We start from the raw sequence: 16648 nt of genomic DNA, 5'->3' as shown, positions 1-16648 counted from the left end.
CCAAAGGGGAAATTACAAATGCAAATCACAATTAAAGCGAACTTCAACAAACAAACTAAGGACAGCAAAAAAGAACTTGTTCAATTCTATGTTAAAGGTGAAGACGAAAAACGCCCTGAGTTGTCGGCCCTGACTCGTTCCGTTGTTGTCCTGGCGATTAACGGCGTTGATGCTGAGCTATCCGCTGAGTTCTCCAAATGCACGAAGGACAGCAAGAAGACCACGCTTGAATTCATCGTGAAGGGTGATGCTTCAGCATCCAAGACATTTGAGTTCTACAAGAAAGCCGGCGATGACGTGCAGTTGAGTATTCTTGAATCACAAATGAGCCTGGACGAGTTTCACCAGGAGCCGCGTGAAGGGCTGCTGGAATAGGCGGTGCAAATGAATGATTATTCCGTGGTATGTGTATGACGAACGTTTCCAACCTGGAACCGTGGCTGATGTCGGGCATTCTCTACGGTTACGACTTTTAAAACCTAAAACGAAGTCGGGTAATGAATGGCGGCTATATATGGAGATTAGAACGAGCGCAGCGGATGGCGCCGGCGACAGGCTGACCCGAGGAACGAAGGTTGCGGTATTCAAAAAATGCAAATCGCTGCAAGAAGCACAATTTCGAGCAGATGACTGGTTTAGAAATTGGCGAAGCGATCTATGGTGAAGGAGATGAACGAGTGCAGTTCAATTCGAATCATGAAGGCTATGCTTTTGTTTTGCAGCAATACGAAGCGGCAGTAATTCAATTAGAACGCGTCAAAATGGATGTTGACTTTCTTTGGTTGAATGTCAAGAAAGGGAATTTCAACGATCCGGTCAAAAAGGGGCACGCCCTGAAGGAATTGCGATACCTTGAAGTTTCCGCTGATTGTTTAGCAGATTCCGCGGCCAGGCTTAAAAACCTGGCCCGTGAATTGAAGGCACAAAACGAAGGGGAGGGCCGGCATGAGGAACCGAGTAAAGGCGAAGATAACCAGGACAGTGACCGAGACAGTGACGTGCATTCTTGACCGTGATGGCAACGTTGAAGAAATAACGGACATTCATGATGAACATGAATATGAAGTGACGGACGTTCACAACATCATCACGGTTCTGAATGTGATTGAATAAGGGGTGAGCATATGAAAGCAGAAGCATTAAGTGCTTGTACAGTGGCTTTATTCACACACGGTGCAACAACTATCATGGAAACACAGCAAGAATTTGAAGGGGAGAACGGCACTACTTCAGCAGTAACGCCGGCAAAGTCTATCTGGCTGAACACAGCAGCGGCAAAGAAGCTGCGCGACTTCCTGAATGAGAAATACCCAATAGAATAGCATGGGGTGACGTTGTGCAACAGCAGCTAAGCTTTGATCTGCCTGACTTGGACGGCAAGAAGACAAAAGCGAAGATTGAAGACATATTTGATAAATACCGTATCTTCAAGATGTTGGACTTTGAAGAACGGGAAGCAACCACAACCCAATCTTATAGCGATATGCCAACCGGAAAAGGCACGGTTAGCGATCAAACCGCGAACATAGCAATATACAACGTGGACGAGCCTGAATCACGCAGGGCATTCATGGAGCGCGTTGAACGAGCTGTGAAGCGTCTGCATCCACAAGAACGGCTGCTGATAGAGGAACGATATATGAAGGAAGACTATGTTTTTGATTTCGTGGTGTTCAATCAGAAGTTCAATCCTGCGATCAGCCGCGAGAAATACAAGAAGCTACGGGAAGCGGCATTCTATAAGCTGGCGTTGGCATTCCGGCTTGATGTGAAAAAAGAATAAAATAATACGGCATAATTCGTTGAAAAATCGGTCAAAAGTAGTTATATATACGTGATTCATTAGGATTATGACGTGTTATATTAGTAGCATAGGAAATTGAGAAACGGACGGCGCAGCTAACACAGTGGCCGTCTTTTTTCATGCCCTAAATCAGAATTCGAACATCTATTAGCGTGGTATGTTCGCAACGTCACCTGATTAGCCTGCCTTGCTCTCTTGAGTGGCACTCAAATTAACACTAGGAGGGGCCTTCTTCCTAATGACACGGCTTGCAGGGCTTACCTTGATTTACCTTCATTCTGATTAGTCCTCAAATGTTAAAATTGAGGTTATGGAGGAATGGAGGTTCTAAGATGATAACAACAACACCGCCAGAAGCAATGCTCCTTACAAAGATTGAAGAACCTTTTGATGATCCGCGGTTTGTTTTTGAACCAAAGATTGACGGTCACCGGCTGCTGTTGGTTAAGGATAGCAATTCAGTGAAGCTCTGGACGCGGCACGAGAATGAAGTAACACAAAAATATCCTGAGCTGCATAGTCCTCAGCTTAACTGTACAAGTTGCATTCTTGACGGCGAGGTTGCATATGTCGATCCTGAAACGGGAATGATTGACTTTGAAACTGTTATGGAACGGTTCAGGATGACAAAGCAGCCAAAGATTCAAGAAGGTATGCTTCGCTTACCTGTGCAATATTTTGTTTTCGATGTTTTAGAAGTGGACGGTCAAGATGTTCGCCATTTGCCGCTTCTTGAGCGCAGAGCAATTCTTAATTCGATCTTGATTGAGAATAATCATTTCAGGCGAGTGATTCAGATTGACAACAACGGTAATGATTTATTCAATGTTATAAAGCAACAAAGCCTAGAAGGAATTGTTGCAAAACGTAAGGATAGCACTTATGTTGGACGCCGGTCAGATAAGTGGTTAAAAATAATCAATTACACCTATGCAGATGTGCAGCTTTGTGGATACAGAAAAGACCAATTCGGTTGGTTGGCTCAGCATGAAGGCAAATCAGTTGGAATAATTGAATTTGCTGTACCTGGGGAACACCGGAAAGCATTTTATAGAATTGCTCAGGACATTGTGACTGGCGAAAATAAGAACTTTGTTTTCGTGAAGCCATTAATTACAGCAAGGATTCGAATGCGCAATTGGTATAAATCAGGAATGATGCGGTCACCCGAATTTGTTCAATTCGTTGTATAAATCTCTATTGAAACAAGAACAGTCGTTCGTATATAATCGCCTTTGAGGTGGTTGAAATGAGTGACCAAAAACCAATGGTGCCGACCAAAGAAGAACTTGAATTAATACGCAATTACTGCATAGTACCACTTATGATGAAGATGATTCAGAAGAACCGGACGGATATGGAATACTCGGACAATACTCTGAAGACATTGTACATGTGGGCCGCTGATAGGCTTTGGGAAAAGTTAGAACAAGACAAGCGGCGGTTTAAAGCGGAATTAAAGCGGATAGATTGCAAGGTTCAAGAATCGAAACGTCATGACGATTCATCTGCCGTATATTTTGAATTTTGGTTGCGCGGCTATCATGATGAATTTGGCATTATGAAGTTCCTTGTTGTATCGGAAATGAGCATTCGGCTAGGCGGTTATATAGCCAGGGTAACAAAAGACTATAAACCATCTTTAAATTATGATTAAATATTTCAAAAAAATGATTGGAAAATTCTTGACTAGTGACGGAAAACGTCATTATAATGGGGTTGTCCTTCTCTCTCTAGCTAAGTTCGAGTATCTTTAATACAAATGCGCGGCATCCGCGCTTCAATGCCATTAGTGGCAAGCGGAGCGCACGCCATGCCCTAAAAGTCACTTCCATTGCGGAGTGGCTTTTTTTGTTGCCCTGGAAAGGAGAACGATCAATGAAATGGTTGTTGCGATTGCTCAAACGGTTTGCGCCTTTATCTGAACCAGCTCCACGAAACCGCAAAGAGCGTAGACACGGAAAACAATTCTAATAGCTGAAAGGTAGTGTTCACGATGAAGAAGAAGCTTGCTGTAATTGCTGGAATGGCTGTATTGATGCTCCTAATGTCCGGTTGTGGTGAATCATACGAGCGTTATCAGAAGGACTTGCAAAGCGAGTATCACGGCGGGCTGCAACGTAGCCTGAAGGTTTATTCTGCAACTGGCGAACAGATTGCCGAATATGAAGGTAAGTTTGACATCGAAGCAGATACTTCAGGCAGCGGCAAAATCAAGTTCGACTTAGACGGCAAGCGCGTGATTATTTACAACGCAACCGTCATTACGGAAGAACAATAATGGCGAAAGCCTGGGCCAAGCGATTCTATAATTCGAAAGCCTGGCGCGAATGTCGTACTGCTTATATCGATTCGGTTCACGGCTTATGTGAGCGATGCGGCGAAGCTGGCTTTATTGTCCATCACACTGTTTACCTGACACCTGATAATATAAACGATCCGGCCATTTCGTTGAATCATGATCTATTAGAATACGTCTGCCAGGAACACCACAATGAAGAACATCACGGCAGCCATGAACCAATCACAGCGCAAGGAACGCAATTTGATGCTGAAGGAAATCTGATCTTAGTCGGAAGGGGCTTTGAACGGAAATGAAATACCAACCGCTTAAACAAGAAGAACCGGCAAAAGCTGAAGGGCTTAATGCCGGTTTTGTCATTTATGACGAATGCGTATTTGAGAGGAATGGAACCAGGATGAACAGCTTGAAAGAACAATTCGTTTCTGCTATTGCTGATGACTTTATTGCCCACAATGCAACGCATTTGATTGTTGCAGTACAGCTTCCTAATGGAGCTGTGGAGATTATCCATAACACTTCACAGATACCCGCAAAGGCTAATTACTATATTGAGCAATATGACGAAGAATTCCGGCTGAAAGTTAATCCAGCCGTACGCATTATCAATTTCATGATTGTGTGAGGTGGACGGAGATGAATTTATTTTCAAAGAAAGATGAACGTGAAAAGATTATGCCGCTGATTAACTTTCAATCCGGCGTTATTCCTGCGCCATTGAAGGTAGACGAACGCATTGAAGCAAAGCTGCAATACCTGGACACGCTTAATCAAATGCACCATAACAACATTCTTGATTCCGCTGAATTGGAAGACCGGCTTGAACGTCTTTGCGATTCTATCGAAAAGGAACTTGGCATCAAGAAGAATGACAGCACCATTACAATTAAATGCCCGCTTTGCGGAAAGCCGGCTTTAATCACGAACGTTAAAGCAGCACATAGCAAGACTGAAGTCGAAGCCTATTGCTCAGATTGCGATTGTAACACGGATGTCATTTACCAGCCTGGAAAGCAGCAGCCTGCGGTTGGTGGATATTACACAGGAGGGATAATCAAGCCATGAATAAACTGCGGGCCTGGTTAGGTAGTCCATCTTGTGACAGAGTGCTGTTCGTGCTGATCACTATTAACTTTGTTATTAGCGTTATCAACTACTTTAGATAGGGGATGTTCATATGAGTAAGAGAGAAGGTAGCAATACAAGCAAGGGCATTGGCTTATTCAATCTATTGGGCGTTGTGTTCATAGTGCTGAAGCTATGCCATGTTATTGATTGGTCATGGTGGTATGTGACTATGCCATTGTACGGGCCTTATGCACTCATCGTTGTTATATTCATTGTTGCTGCATTGATCATTGGGGCAATCGACATCATCGAAAGCATGGTTGAAGAAAAAAAGAAAAAGAAAAATATTTCTTGACAAAAAAAGATTCGTTTTTTCGAAAAAAAGTGTTGACAATCCGAAAAACGCGATTTTTCGAAAGTACCCCCCCTTCTCGGAGACGGGGCAGGGGCTTCCTAAGACCGATGTGCCCCATTCAAATAATACACAGGGCGCGCGCACAAGGCCCCCCTACCTAAATTGAGGTGATTTCACATGGCAAAATTGACGCCCGAACAAAAGGCCGCGAATAAGGCGAAAGGCGATAAGAAACGTAGGGTAACGCTCGAAGAAAAGCGACTTAGGCAGACTTACGAGAAATTGCCCAAAGATAAAATGGCCGTTGCTGATGGCCTGATTAGGCGGGCGGCTTTTATGCGTGTGACGCTCGAAGATTATGAAGCAGACCTATTTGAAAATGGTTCTGTTGAGGAATTCACGCAATCGGAGAAAACAAAAGCCTATGAGCGCGAACGGCCGGTTGCCAGGCTATACAATACGTTGAACAAAAACTATCAAAGCATCATGAAGCAACTGGCTGACATGCTTCCAAAGGAAGACCCTGATATGTCGCCGGATGATAAAGACAAGGATGATGGCTTTGACGAGTTCGTGAACAGACGATGACGGCGGCGCTGAAGCTTTACCCGCTTGACCATAACCCGATTCTTGAATATTGGGCGCAGATTGAAAACGGTACTGTCACCGTAGGCGAAAAGGTACGCAATATGTACCGGAAGCTTGTTGCAGATGTTTATGACCAAGATTCAGAGTACGAATACAGCCCCAAACATGCCAACCACGCCATTGAGTTCATCGAGAACTTCTGCAAACACTCCAAAGGCAAGTGGGGCGGCAGGCCAATAGAGCTGGAGTTGTGGCAGAAAGCTGCTATTGCGGCTATGTTCGGCTTCATCCATAAAATTGACGGCACCCGCAAATACCGCGAGGTGCTTCTTGTCGTTGGCCGGAAAAACGGGAAATCAACTGTTGGTTCAGGTTTGGGGTTGTATCTTCAAGTGGGAGACAGCGAGCCTGGCGCTGAGGTTTATGCCTGTGCAACGAAAAAAGATCAAGCTAAATTGGTTTGGCAAGAATCCAAACGCATGGTCAATAAATCGCCAGTGCTCAGGAAGCGCATAAAACCCCTTGTGAGCGAGCTTGTCGGACTGACCAACGACAGCTCCTTTAAGCCGCTAGGAAGCGACAGCGAGACGCTGGACGGCTTGAACGTACATGGCGCAATGATGGACGAGATTCACGCTTGGAAGGACAAGAACCTTTACGACGTTATCGTGGACGGAACGACCTCCCGGGAGCAGCCATTGATCGTAATGATCACGACGGCCGGCACTGTCCGGGGCAGCGTGTACGATCAAAAGTATGAGGAGGCGAAGGATAAAATCAACCGGCTCGACGATCCGCCTGAAGATGACCCGCATGAGCGGTTCCTGCCAATCATCTATGAGTTAGACAACCGCGAGGAATGGGTGGACCCGGCATGCTGGCCGAAGGCTAACCCTGGGCTGGGCACGATCAAGAAGGTTGATCAGCTTGCAACGAAGGTTGCTAAGGCGAAAGCTAACCCGATGCTGGTTAAGAACCTGCTGACAAAAGACTTCAACATTCCCGAAACATCAGCGGAAGCCTGGCTTGAATATTCCGAAGCGAAGAATGACGCGGTATTTGACATTGAACAGCTGCGCGGAACCTACGCGATAGGCGGGGCCGACTTATCCAGCACGACAGACTTAACGTGTGCAACGATGCTTGTCATGCGGCCAGATGACCCGACCATATACGCTATTCAGCAATACTTCTTGCCGGAAGAACTGCTTGAAAAGCGAGTCACGGAAGACAAGATTCCTTATGACCTTTACCATGAACGCGGTTGGCTTACGCTTTGTGAGGGCAATAAGGTGGATTACAAGGACGTGACTGCCTGGTTCATAAAGATGTACAAGGAATACGACATCACGCCGGTATGGGTTGGCTATGACCCGTGGAATAGCAAGTATTGGGTTGATGAAATGACAGAAGCGGGCTTTGACATGGAAGTTGTACGACAGGGCGCGCAGACGCTAAGCCAACCAATGAAGGAGCTAGCCGCTGACCTGGCTGCCAATCGTGTGAACTACAACAACAACCAGCTTCTTCTTTGGTGCCTGACAAATACGGTTGTCAAGACTGACGAGAATGACAACATCAGGCCGATTAAAGGCAAGAACCAGCGGGCGCGGATTGACGGCACGGTATCCCTTCTCATTGCTTACACCGTCCTATTCAACAAGATGACAGACTTCAAAGCGCTGATCTAGGAAGGAGGTGAAACGATGAAAGAAAAACGTTCCTTTTTCGGGATGATATTCGGCCGTGAACAGCAGCAGCCGCAGGCGCAGCAGTACACGCAAATGCAGATGATGAACAGCAGCCCGACATTCTACGACTTCACCGGTGACGGCTACGACAGCGACACAGTACGCGGCACGGTTGACGGCTTCGCCAGGAATGTCGGGAAGCTGAAGGCCAAGCACATCAGGCGGGTAAACGGCAAAATTGGCCCGCCAACCAACGATGACATTGAATGGCTGCTATCAGTCCGGCCGAACCGGTTCATGAATGCCTATATCTTCTATTACCGGCTTGCAACGCAATTCCTGATGACCAACAACGTCTTTGTATGGATTCGCCGCGATGCTATGAACCGGATTGAGGGCTTCTATCCTCTTAATTCGGCTTGTGAGCTGCTAGAACACCAGGGCGAAATGTACGTTCGATTCCGGTTCTATGACGGCAAGACATACACGGCGCCTTATTATGACATCATCCATTTGCGCCGGTTCTATTTCAATGATGATATGTGGGGCGAGTCGAACCGGAAGGCCCTGAATCCGATCCTGAACCTTATCAGCATCACGAACCAGGGCATTGGCAACGCGGTGAAATCATCGGCCTTTATTCGCGGTATCTTGAAGTTTACCAGCATGTTAAAACCCGATGATATGAAGGCGCAGACCGATAAATTCCAGGCTGATTATTTGACGGCAGCCAACAGCGGCGGCATAGCGGCAACGGACGCCAAAGCGGAATATCAGGAGCTTAAAAACGATCCGAAAATGATTGATGATAAGCAAATGAACGCGATGGAAGATAAGGTTTACAGCTATTTCGGCAGCAACAAGGACATTGTCCAATCAAGCTATGATGAAGCCGAATGGGGCGCCTATTACGAGTCAATGATTGAGCCGTTTGCTATACAAATGGGCCTGGAATTCACATATAAGATTTTCACGGACGGCCAGCAAGGGCACGGCAACGAAATCATATTCGAAGCCAACCGCCTGCAATACGCAAGCAATGACACGAAGATTAAAGTTGTCGAGTCGCTTGTTGACCGCGCTATGATGTCGATTAACCAGGGTTTAGAGGTGTTTAATCTGCCGCCAATTGAAGGCGGGGAAAAGCGCATCATGAGCTTGAATTTTATTGACGCTGACAAGGCCAATGAATACCAGCTTGGAAAGGTAAGCAAGGCGGCAGCGCCGCCGGCACCGAAGGGAGGTGAAGAACAAAATGACGATGGTAATAGGGGCGGCGGGGATGACAACAGACCGCTTGATTCGGACGTTTGACGTTGAAGCGCGGACTTTGGTTGAAGGTGAGCCGTCCTACATAGCCGATGGCTACGCAGCGAAGCACAATTCGCCAACGGTGCTATTCGAACACGCCGGCCAGCAATACAAGGAAGTCATTGACGCCCGCGCATTTGACGGCGCTGATATGTCAGACGTAATTTTCCAATACGACCACAAAGGCAAAGTGATGGCCCGCACCAAGAACAACACGCTGAAGCTAACCGTTGATAGCGTGGGCTTGAAAATCGAAGCCAACCTTGGCGGCACCGCTGAGGGCCGAACGCTTCACCAGGAGATTCAAGACGGATACGTTGACAAAATGTCATTCCGTTTCAAGGTGGCGCCTGGCGGCGATAAGTACGACCAGGCAACGCGAACGCGAACCATCACAAAGATTCAAAAGGTATATGACGTATCAGCCGTATCAATTCCGGCCTATGACGATACCAACATAAGCGCGCGCAGCTTCTTTGAAGCAGAGATTGAGCGCGAAAAACAAGCAGCCCTGGACGCCGAACAGCGTCAACGGCTGCTTTTATTTTTAGACACTATCTAACTCGAAAAGGTGGAATTATACATGAACCGTCTTGAACAAATCCTTGCACGTTTGACAGAAATCCGTTCGGCCCTGGCAGGCACCGGCCCCGTTGACGTGGCTGCCCTGCAAACCGAAGTAAATGAACTTAACGCAGAACGCGCCCAAATCGAGCAACGCAACGCGCTGCTTGCTGGCCTGCAATTGCCTGGCGCTTCCTCTATTCCTCAGCCTGGCGCAGCTGGCGCCGGCGCTGCCGCTGCTGTTGAAGACCGTTTTGCAACAATGGAATACCGTTCCGCGTTCATGGAATTTGCTAAAACCGGCGTCATGCCGGCTGCCTACACTGGTCAAGAGTTCCGCGCAAATGCGGTGACAAATACAACTGACGCTTCCGCGGTTGTCCCAACAACGATCCTGAATGAAGTCATCAAGAAGATGGAAGTTCGCGGTTCGATCTTTGCAGGCGTTCGCAAGCTTAACATTCAGGGCGGCATTGAAGTTCCTATTCTGACGCTGAAGCCAAAAGCAACGTGGATTGGTGAAAACCAAGTATCTGACCGTCAAAAAGTCGGCATGAATCAAAATGTGTCGTTCTCTTACTACGGTTTGGAATGCCGCGTTGCTATTTCCTTGCTGACTTCTGTTGTTACCCTGGCAATGTTCGAAGCGCAAATTTCTGATTTGATTGCTGAAGCAATGCTGATTGCGCTTGAAGCTGCTATTCTTCGCGGCACAGGCACGGGCCAACCGCTTGGCCTGCTGGTTGACACTCGCGTTCCTGCCGCTAATAAAGTGGATCTCACAGAAGCGGAAGCGGGAACCTGGGCAGCATGGAAGAAAGAAGTCTTCGCGAAGATTCCTTTGGCATACCGTTCCGGCGGTTCTTTCTTCATGGCTGCCGGCACGTTCGAAACATACATTGACGGCATGACTGACCAACAAGGCCAACCTATCGGCCGCGTTAATGCCGGCATCACTGAAGGCCCGCAAGAACGCTTTGCCGGAAAACCGGTTCAATTGGTTGAAGACGATGTTATTGCACCGTTTGATGCGGCTGCTGCCGGTGACGTTATCGCCGTATTCGCTAGACTGTCGGACTACGCTATTAACTCGAACCTTCAACTGCAAATGTTCCGTTGGTTCGATCATGAAACGAACCAATGGGTTGACAAAGCAATTCTGATTGCTGACGGCAAGATTCTTGACCCGAATGGCGTCATCATCGTTCGCAAAGCGGCGACTGTATAAGGAGCTGACGACAAATGAAAAAACAAGTCATCATTGGCTTCCAAGACACAGCCGGCAAAAAACGCTATTACGTAGGCGATGAATACGCGGGCAAAGATGCCAAGCGCATCAAAGAGCTTGAAGAAGCGGGCCTGATTGCTGACGTTGCTGACGAAGCGGCGCCAGCGGACAAGCAGCCTGCTGAATAATTTGACGGGGTACAGGTAACGGCTGTGCCCCTTTTCTTTTGGAGGGGATGCAGCTGTGATACTGGACGATGCAAAAGCGGCCCTGCGAGTAAGCAAGGCCACAACGCTTTTTGATGATGAAATAACCGATCTTATAGCAGCCGCGCAAATGGATTTGCAATTAGCCGGCGTATTGCCTAGCAAAGTGCAGAATGACAATGACCCGCTGATAAAACGGGCCTTGATTGTCTACTGCAAGGCAAACTTTGGCTTTGACAATCCCGATGCGGAACGGCTGCAAGCTTCCTATACATCACTGAAAGCCCACTTGACGCTATCACAAGAGTATACGGCGGTGACGCCCTCATGATGTGGCGTGACGTTGTAACGCTTGTGCAGCCTGATCAAGAACGCAATGAGTACGGAGAAGTAGCGGGCGGCGTGATAGAAAACGTTGAAATCTGCGCCAACCGGCTATCCGTGCGACAGACTGAATTCTACCAGGCACGGGCAGCGGGCTTGAAGCCGGAAATTGTTTTTGAGGTGAGGGCTGCGGAATATGCCGGTCAGCCCAAATTGACGTATGAAGGTACAACCTATTACGTCATAAGAACCTTTTCGAAGAACGGCGAAATGCTTGAACTGGTTTGTTCCCGCTATCCAATGGAGGGCTGACCCGTGGCGAAGAAAGCAACAATTGAGGGTATGGCCGAACTTGAAGCCATGATGAAGCGATTAGACAAAGTACCTCAGCGCGTAGTGACCAAAGCGGCCAAGGCTGGCGCTAACATCCCTTACAAAGCGGCCAAGGCTGATGCCCCTGAAGATACCGGAGCTTTAAAGGCAGGCATCATACTCAAGCCGGAACGCCGAACGAAGTTAGGGAAAAAGGTTTATGACGTGCTCATGAATCCGGCCATGAATGAGACTTTTGTCAAGATCACCAAAGACGGAACGCGGTATTATTATCCAGCTTCCCAGGAATACGGCTTTATGACGGCAAACGGCGAATACGTTCCAGGTTATCACTACTTTAGGAACGCAATGACGCGCAACGCTAGGGCCATTGAAGAAAAGGTAATTGAGGTTGCGAGCAAAGACGTAACCAAGATTCTGAGAGGGTGAAATTGAGCTATGACATTTGAACCGGCATTAGTTGCGGAGCTGAGCGCCGTTCCCGAATTGCAGGGCAAGATTTTTCCCCTCTCTGCAAATGGAGCGCCGGCCCCGTACCTGGTCTATGTATCAAGTGAGGGGTTGCCGTCCAAAGGCTTAGACGGATACGGCAGCGGTAAGAACGTTACCGTCATGCTGAACATAATGAGCGACACATACAGCGGGTTGAAGACGATCACGGCCAACGTGCTGGCGATCCTTCACACCTTTGAAAAGCGGAAGATTGGCGAAGGCGGCCCATTTATTCAGGAACTAACGCACCAGGAGCCTGTTGAAGGTTACGAGCCTTTGCCAAAGCTGTACCGCTGCGTAATTGAATTAAAAGCATTTTTTTAAGGAGGAATTATCGTGGCAAATAGAGCAGTAGGAACGAAGTTTAAGATTGGTTCTAACTTTGTTGCTAGTTTGACATCTGTTAGTGGCCCTGAATTGTCTGCTGACACAATCGACACTACAACCCTGGACAGTAATGGCGGGTACCGCGACTTTATCGCCGGCTTTAAAGACGGTGGCGAAGTGAGTGTTTCCGGCTTCCTGGACACTGGCGACACGGGACAGATTGCAATTTACAACGCGTTCAACGTGGGTTCCCGTGATTCTTATACGATCCTGTTCCCGCCTGAGCTTGGCGGCTCTTGGAACTTCACCGGCATTGTTACCGGCTTCTCGACAAGTTTCGAATTGGAAGATGCCATTTCCTTCGAAGCGACAATTAAGGTTGCCGGCGCGCCTTCAATGTCTCTGACTCCATCAGGTGGCCTGACTGCCCTGGCGCTGACAGGCGCAGGCGGCGCGCTGACGCCCGCGTTTGCGAATGGCAACTATTCCTATACATTCGACGGCGTGACGGCTGCAAGCTTGACTGTGACCGCGACAGCGGCAAACCATTCGCTTGCTTTGTACATTGACGGTGTATTCTCCCAAACGTTGACAAGCGCGGCTGCTTCTAGCGCGATCAACTTGACGCTGAACGTAGGTAAGAAATTAACCATCCTGGCTACGGAAGCCGGAAAGACAACGAAGGTTTATGAAATTATTGTAGTAAAAACAGCCTAATTAATTGAGCCGGTGCTGCCTGCACCGGCCTTTCTACATTGAGGGGGAAAATGATATGTCTAAAAAATCAAATCCAAACAAAAATGATGTTGTTATTATCGAGCTTGACCGGCCGCGGGAACTGCGCTTTGGTCACAAGGCCATTAAACGCATTGCGGCAGCCACGGGCAAAAGCATGGAGGAAATGGAAGCTGGCAATATCAGCTTCGATGACATCGAGTCTTATTTGTACTATGGCCTTCTGTACGATGCACGGCAGCATAATGAGGACTTGAAGCTTGAAGACATGGAAGACCTTCTTGACGAAGCGCCTACTTATTCTCACATCATCGAAAAGCTACAAGAAGCATTTGCTGTATCGTTTGGCGGCTTAGCTGAGGGAAACGCACCGGCGGGGAAGTAGAAGGGCAGGAGCAGGCAACTGAGGGCGTTATATTCGATTGGCAAGAATCGCTTCAAACCGCTTTTCGAATCGGTTTGAAGCTTCATGAGTATGACGAAATGACGCCTTATGAGCTTAGCGTAATGGTTGGGGAATATGTAGCGAATGAGAAGCGGGCTGACCGTAGAGCGCATGAAACTGCATATCTTAGCGCGTATTATCAGCGCGTGAAGAAGTTCCCGACCTATGACAAGGTTTTTGGCGATGGCAAGAAAGGCAAGCCGAAGAAGAAAAAGCAAACCGCTGCTGAAATGTTCGCGGAGGTGATGAAAATAAACGCGGCTTTTGGCGGCAAACAGGAATAGAAGGGCGCTCAAATGAGTGCCTTTTTTTATTTGTTTAGGAAGGGGGCGTTGACTATTGCAGTTGTAAAGAACTTGCTAGTCCGTGCCGGCGCTGACTTTTCTTCCATGCGAAAGGAAATGAAGAAGGCCAGCGCTGATATTGCTGATTTCAAAAGCAAAGTGGGCAAGACAATGGGAGTGATTGCGGCAACCCTGGCAACCCTGGGAATCGGCAAAGTGCTCGTTGATGCCACGAAGCAGGCCATAAGCTTTGAAGCTTCTGTAGGGCAGATTAACCGGCAGATGGGCAGCAGCGCGAAAGCCTTTGATGATTGGGCCAAGAACGGGGCAAAAGCGTTCGGCCTGGGCCGTACAAGCGCGATTCAATACGGCGCAACATTCGGCAACCTAATCAGCAGCTTTGCAAGCGGCACGGACGATGTGATGAAGAAAACGCAAGACCTGCTGAAGGCTTCCGGCGTCATCGCATCGGCAACGGGGCGCAATATGCAAGACGTTACCGAACGCATACGTTCCGGCCTGTTAGGTGAGACGGACGCAATTGAAGACCTGGGCATTAACATCAATCAATCAATGTTGACGTCCACGGCAGCATTCAAGAAGTTCGCCGGCGATCAATCATGGAGCCAGCTAAGCTTTCAAACCCAACAGCAGATTCTATATTTTGCGATCCTGGAACAGGCATCGCGGAAATATGGCGATACGGTAGCCAACAACACGGCAACGAAATTGCAGAAGTTCACCGAAACCATGAAGGATGTAAAAACGGCGCTTGGACAAGTCTTCCTGCCCATTCTTAATGTTGTCCTTCCGATCCTGACCAAGTTAGGGCAAGGGCTGCTATACATCATGAACATCATAGCGCAGTTCTCACAAGCCCTGTTTGGCAAAGCGATCATGAACAGCAGCAAACAGCAGGCGGCAGCGATCAACAACCAGGCGGCCAGCATAGGCGGCTTAGGCGATGCCTACAAAGCAACCGGCAAAGCGGCCAAGAAAGCCGCGAAGGATGCCAAAGGCGGTCTTGCATCATTTGACGAGTTCAACACGCTGCCGGATAAATCGGACAGCGGTGCAGATGATAGCGGCGGGGATGATGCCGGCGCAGGAGCTGGCGCGGGCGCTATGGGCGGCATGGAAGTTCCAGCCCTGGACACCGGTGGATTCATTTCTTCTACCGTTGAAGTATCGAAGAAGATTCAAGACATGGCTAATAAAGTCAAGGCAGCGATTAAGAGCATAGCTGATTTCATTTCCAGCAACAAAGAAATCATTATTGCGGCTTTGGCCGGCATTGGGGCGGCGATTGCCGCGGCATTCTTAATTGCTAATTGGGGCGCAATCGTTGCAACTGTTACGGAAGCAATAGGGGCGATTGGGGCGGCGTTCGCATTCCTTATTTCGCCGGTTGGCCTTATCGTTGCGGCGATTGCCGCGGCCGTGGCTGCATTTGTCTACTTCTACCAAACCAATGATAAGTTCCGCGGGGTTGTCGATGCCGTACTGAAGGCAATTGGTGATGCTGCTGTTTGGCTTTGGAAGGAAGTGCTTGTTCCATTGGGCGCCTGGCTAGGCAAAGCTTTTGTTGCGGCCTGGGATGCTGTGACGGAAGCGGCAGGTTGGGTATGGAAGAACATACTTGTCCCATTGGGTGACTACCTGGTTAAATTCCATAACCAAGTTATCAAGCCATTGGCTTCAGTCCTGGGCGATGTCCTGGGCGTGGCATTCAAGGTTGTGGCTGACGTGGCTGAAGCCTTTTGGAAGAAGGTGCTTTTGCCATTGGGACAGGCTATTGCTGAAGTGGTAGGGCCGGCCATTCAAACGCTGAAGATTGTCTTTGATTCGTTATGGCAAAATACGCTTGTCCCGTTGGGCACGTTCCTGGGCAGCACGTTCCTTGCGTTTTGGGTAGGCATCACAAGCGCGGTTCAAACGCTATGGGCTGAAATTAAGCCATTCGCTGAATGGATGGGCACACAGTTTGAAAAGATCATGAACAATGCCTTTGATTCTATCGGCGGAGCTATCACGGGCATGAAAGACGCCTTCCTTGGCGTACTGAAATTCATTCAAGGCACATTCACTGGCGATTGGGGCAAAGCCTGGGAAGGTGTTCGGGATGTATTCAAAGGTATATTTGATGGGCTGTACAGCCTGATTAAATTCCCGTTGAACCTGATTGTTGACGCGGTTAACATGATCATTGACGGCATCAACTCTATTAAAATTGATGTGCCTGATTGGGTGGAAAAGATCACCGGTTACAGCTCCTTCGGGTTCCATATCCCGCATATTCCAAAGCTGGCCCGCGGCGGCATCGTGGACGGAAAAACGGATATGGGCAACTACATTGCCGGCGAAGCTGGCGCTGAAATGGTTGTGCCGTTGGAGAATACGAGCTTCACGGATAAGATTGCAAGCGCCCTGGGCACGGCCGTCCTGACGGCAATGCAGATGGGGCAGAACAACCAGGGCGGCGGCCAAGTCATTCAAATGGACGGAGTGACCGTGGCCCGCGTGCTAAATAAATACCTGAACAACGAGAACACACGCCTGGGCGGTTCGTTGATCAACGTGACATAGGAGGG

25 protein-coding genes are annotated in these 16648 nt (G+C 48.4%); all 25 read left to right on the top strand.

Annotated elements, in window-relative coordinates; all coding sequences use genetic code 11:
* Positions 1-18 precede the first annotated feature (18 nt).
* The 25 genes from WFJ73_RS06795 to WFJ73_RS06675 all read left to right on the top strand — a co-directional run bounded on the left by WFJ73_RS06795 (position 19) and on the right by WFJ73_RS06675 (position 16643).
* A complete protein-coding gene (locus WFJ73_RS06795) occupies positions 19-375 on the top strand; it encodes a hypothetical protein (RefSeq protein WP_336772322.1) in 357 nt (118 codons plus the stop codon).
* Positions 376-575: 200 nt separating this feature from the next.
* Positions 576-1010 carry a hypothetical protein gene (locus WFJ73_RS06790; RefSeq protein ID WP_336772321.1) on the top strand — a complete coding sequence of 145 codons (435 nt, stop codon included), beginning with the start codon at positions 576-578 and terminating at the stop codon, positions 1008-1010.
* 114 nt (positions 1011-1124) lie between these two features.
* Positions 1125-1322, top strand: coding sequence for a hypothetical protein (locus tag WFJ73_RS06785; RefSeq protein WP_336772320.1), 198 nt, complete (start codon positions 1125-1127; stop codon positions 1320-1322).
* A 14-nt stretch (positions 1323-1336) separates the two neighbouring features.
* Positions 1337-1783: an ArpU family phage packaging/lysis transcriptional regulator gene (locus WFJ73_RS06780; protein WP_336772319.1), complete on the top strand. Its 447-nt coding sequence runs from the start codon at positions 1337-1339 to the stop codon at positions 1781-1783.
* Between the two features lie 353 nt (positions 1784-2136).
* The gene (locus WFJ73_RS06775; protein ID WP_336772318.1) at positions 2137-2997 is read left to right on the top strand and encodes an ATP-dependent DNA ligase; all 861 of its coding nucleotides are present in this window, start codon (positions 2137-2139) and stop codon (positions 2995-2997) included.
* A gap of 56 nt (positions 2998-3053) precedes the next feature.
* A complete protein-coding gene (locus WFJ73_RS06770; RefSeq protein WP_336772317.1) occupies positions 3054-3461 on the top strand; it encodes a hypothetical protein in 408 nt (135 codons plus the stop codon).
* Positions 3462-3800: 339 nt separating this feature from the next.
* Positions 3801-4085, top strand: coding sequence for a DUF5052 domain-containing protein (locus WFJ73_RS06765; protein WP_336772316.1), 285 nt, complete (start codon positions 3801-3803; stop codon positions 4083-4085).
* A complete protein-coding gene (locus WFJ73_RS06760; protein WP_336772315.1) occupies positions 4085-4402 on the top strand; it encodes an HNH endonuclease in 318 nt (105 codons plus the stop codon). Before WFJ73_RS06765 ends, WFJ73_RS06760 begins: the two co-directional genes overlap by 1 nt.
* Positions 4399-4731 (top strand): hypothetical protein, encoded by a 333-nt coding sequence (locus WFJ73_RS06755; RefSeq protein ID WP_336772314.1) that lies wholly within the window; start codon positions 4399-4401, stop codon positions 4729-4731. The genes WFJ73_RS06760 and WFJ73_RS06755 overlap by 4 nt, the downstream gene beginning before the upstream one ends.
* 11 nt (positions 4732-4742) lie before the next feature.
* Positions 4743-5171: a hypothetical protein gene (locus WFJ73_RS06750; RefSeq protein ID WP_336772313.1), complete on the top strand. Its 429-nt coding sequence runs from the start codon at positions 4743-4745 to the stop codon at positions 5169-5171.
* Between the two features lie 112 nt (positions 5172-5283).
* Entirely contained in the window at positions 5284-5529 is a 246-nt protein-coding gene (locus tag WFJ73_RS06745) for a hypothetical protein (RefSeq protein WP_336772312.1), read from the top strand.
* Between the two features lie 177 nt (positions 5530-5706).
* Positions 5707-6117: a hypothetical protein gene (locus tag WFJ73_RS06740; RefSeq protein ID WP_336772311.1), complete on the top strand. Its 411-nt coding sequence runs from the start codon at positions 5707-5709 to the stop codon at positions 6115-6117.
* Entirely contained in the window at positions 6114-7808 is a 1695-nt protein-coding gene (locus tag WFJ73_RS06735) for a terminase large subunit (protein ID WP_336772310.1), read from the top strand. Before WFJ73_RS06740 ends, WFJ73_RS06735 begins: the two co-directional genes overlap by 4 nt.
* 15 nt (positions 7809-7823) lie before the next feature.
* Positions 7824-9122 (top strand): phage portal protein, encoded by a 1299-nt coding sequence (locus WFJ73_RS06730; RefSeq protein ID WP_336772309.1) that lies wholly within the window; start codon positions 7824-7826, stop codon positions 9120-9122.
* A complete protein-coding gene (locus WFJ73_RS06725; protein ID WP_336772308.1) occupies positions 9064-9681 on the top strand; it encodes an HK97 family phage prohead protease in 618 nt (205 codons plus the stop codon). The genes WFJ73_RS06730 and WFJ73_RS06725 overlap by 59 nt, the downstream gene beginning before the upstream one ends.
* A gap of 21 nt (positions 9682-9702) precedes the next feature.
* Positions 9703-10911 (top strand): phage major capsid protein, encoded by a 1209-nt coding sequence (locus WFJ73_RS06720; protein ID WP_336772307.1) that lies wholly within the window; start codon positions 9703-9705, stop codon positions 10909-10911.
* 14 nt (positions 10912-10925) lie between these two features.
* Positions 10926-11099 (top strand): hypothetical protein, encoded by a 174-nt coding sequence (locus WFJ73_RS06715; protein ID WP_336772306.1) that lies wholly within the window; start codon positions 10926-10928, stop codon positions 11097-11099.
* Positions 11100-11154: 55 nt separating this feature from the next.
* Complete coding sequence (locus WFJ73_RS06710; RefSeq protein WP_336772305.1) at positions 11155-11448, top strand: head-tail connector protein; 294 nt, start codon at positions 11155-11157, stop codon at positions 11446-11448.
* Complete coding sequence (locus WFJ73_RS06705; protein ID WP_336772304.1) at positions 11445-11753, top strand: phage head completion protein; 309 nt, start codon at positions 11445-11447, stop codon at positions 11751-11753. The genes WFJ73_RS06710 and WFJ73_RS06705 overlap by 4 nt, the downstream gene beginning before the upstream one ends.
* Before the next feature lie 3 nt (positions 11754-11756).
* Positions 11757-12203, top strand: a complete 447-nt coding sequence (locus WFJ73_RS06700; protein ID WP_336772303.1) for an HK97-gp10 family putative phage morphogenesis protein — start codon at positions 11757-11759, stop codon at positions 12201-12203.
* A 9-nt stretch (positions 12204-12212) separates the two neighbouring features.
* Entirely contained in the window at positions 12213-12590 is a 378-nt protein-coding gene (gene gp17, locus WFJ73_RS06695; protein ID WP_336772302.1) for a tail completion protein gp17, read from the top strand.
* 12 nt (positions 12591-12602) lie between these two features.
* Entirely contained in the window at positions 12603-13310 is a 708-nt protein-coding gene (locus WFJ73_RS06690; RefSeq protein WP_336772301.1) for a phage tail tube protein, read from the top strand.
* Positions 13311-13365: 55 nt separating this feature from the next.
* Positions 13366-13713, top strand: coding sequence for a hypothetical protein (locus tag WFJ73_RS06685; RefSeq protein ID WP_336772300.1), 348 nt, complete (start codon positions 13366-13368; stop codon positions 13711-13713).
* A gap of 98 nt (positions 13714-13811) precedes the next feature.
* Positions 13812-14057, top strand: a complete 246-nt coding sequence (locus WFJ73_RS06680; RefSeq protein ID WP_336772298.1) for a hypothetical protein — start codon at positions 13812-13814, stop codon at positions 14055-14057.
* Positions 14058-14105: 48 nt separating this feature from the next.
* On the top strand, positions 14106-16643 hold the full coding sequence (locus WFJ73_RS06675; protein ID WP_336772297.1) for a phage tail protein: 2538 nt from the start codon (positions 14106-14108) through the stop codon (positions 16641-16643).
* Positions 16644-16648 lie beyond the last annotated feature (5 nt).

The sequence above is a fragment of the Paenibacillus sp. MMO-58 genome (assembly GCF_037146255.1).
Taxonomy (GTDB): domain Bacteria; phylum Bacillota; class Bacilli; order Paenibacillales; family Paenibacillaceae; genus Pristimantibacillus.
The sequence above is the reverse complement of the archived record's forward strand: the minus strand, read 5'-3'. Positions and strand labels throughout refer to the sequence as shown.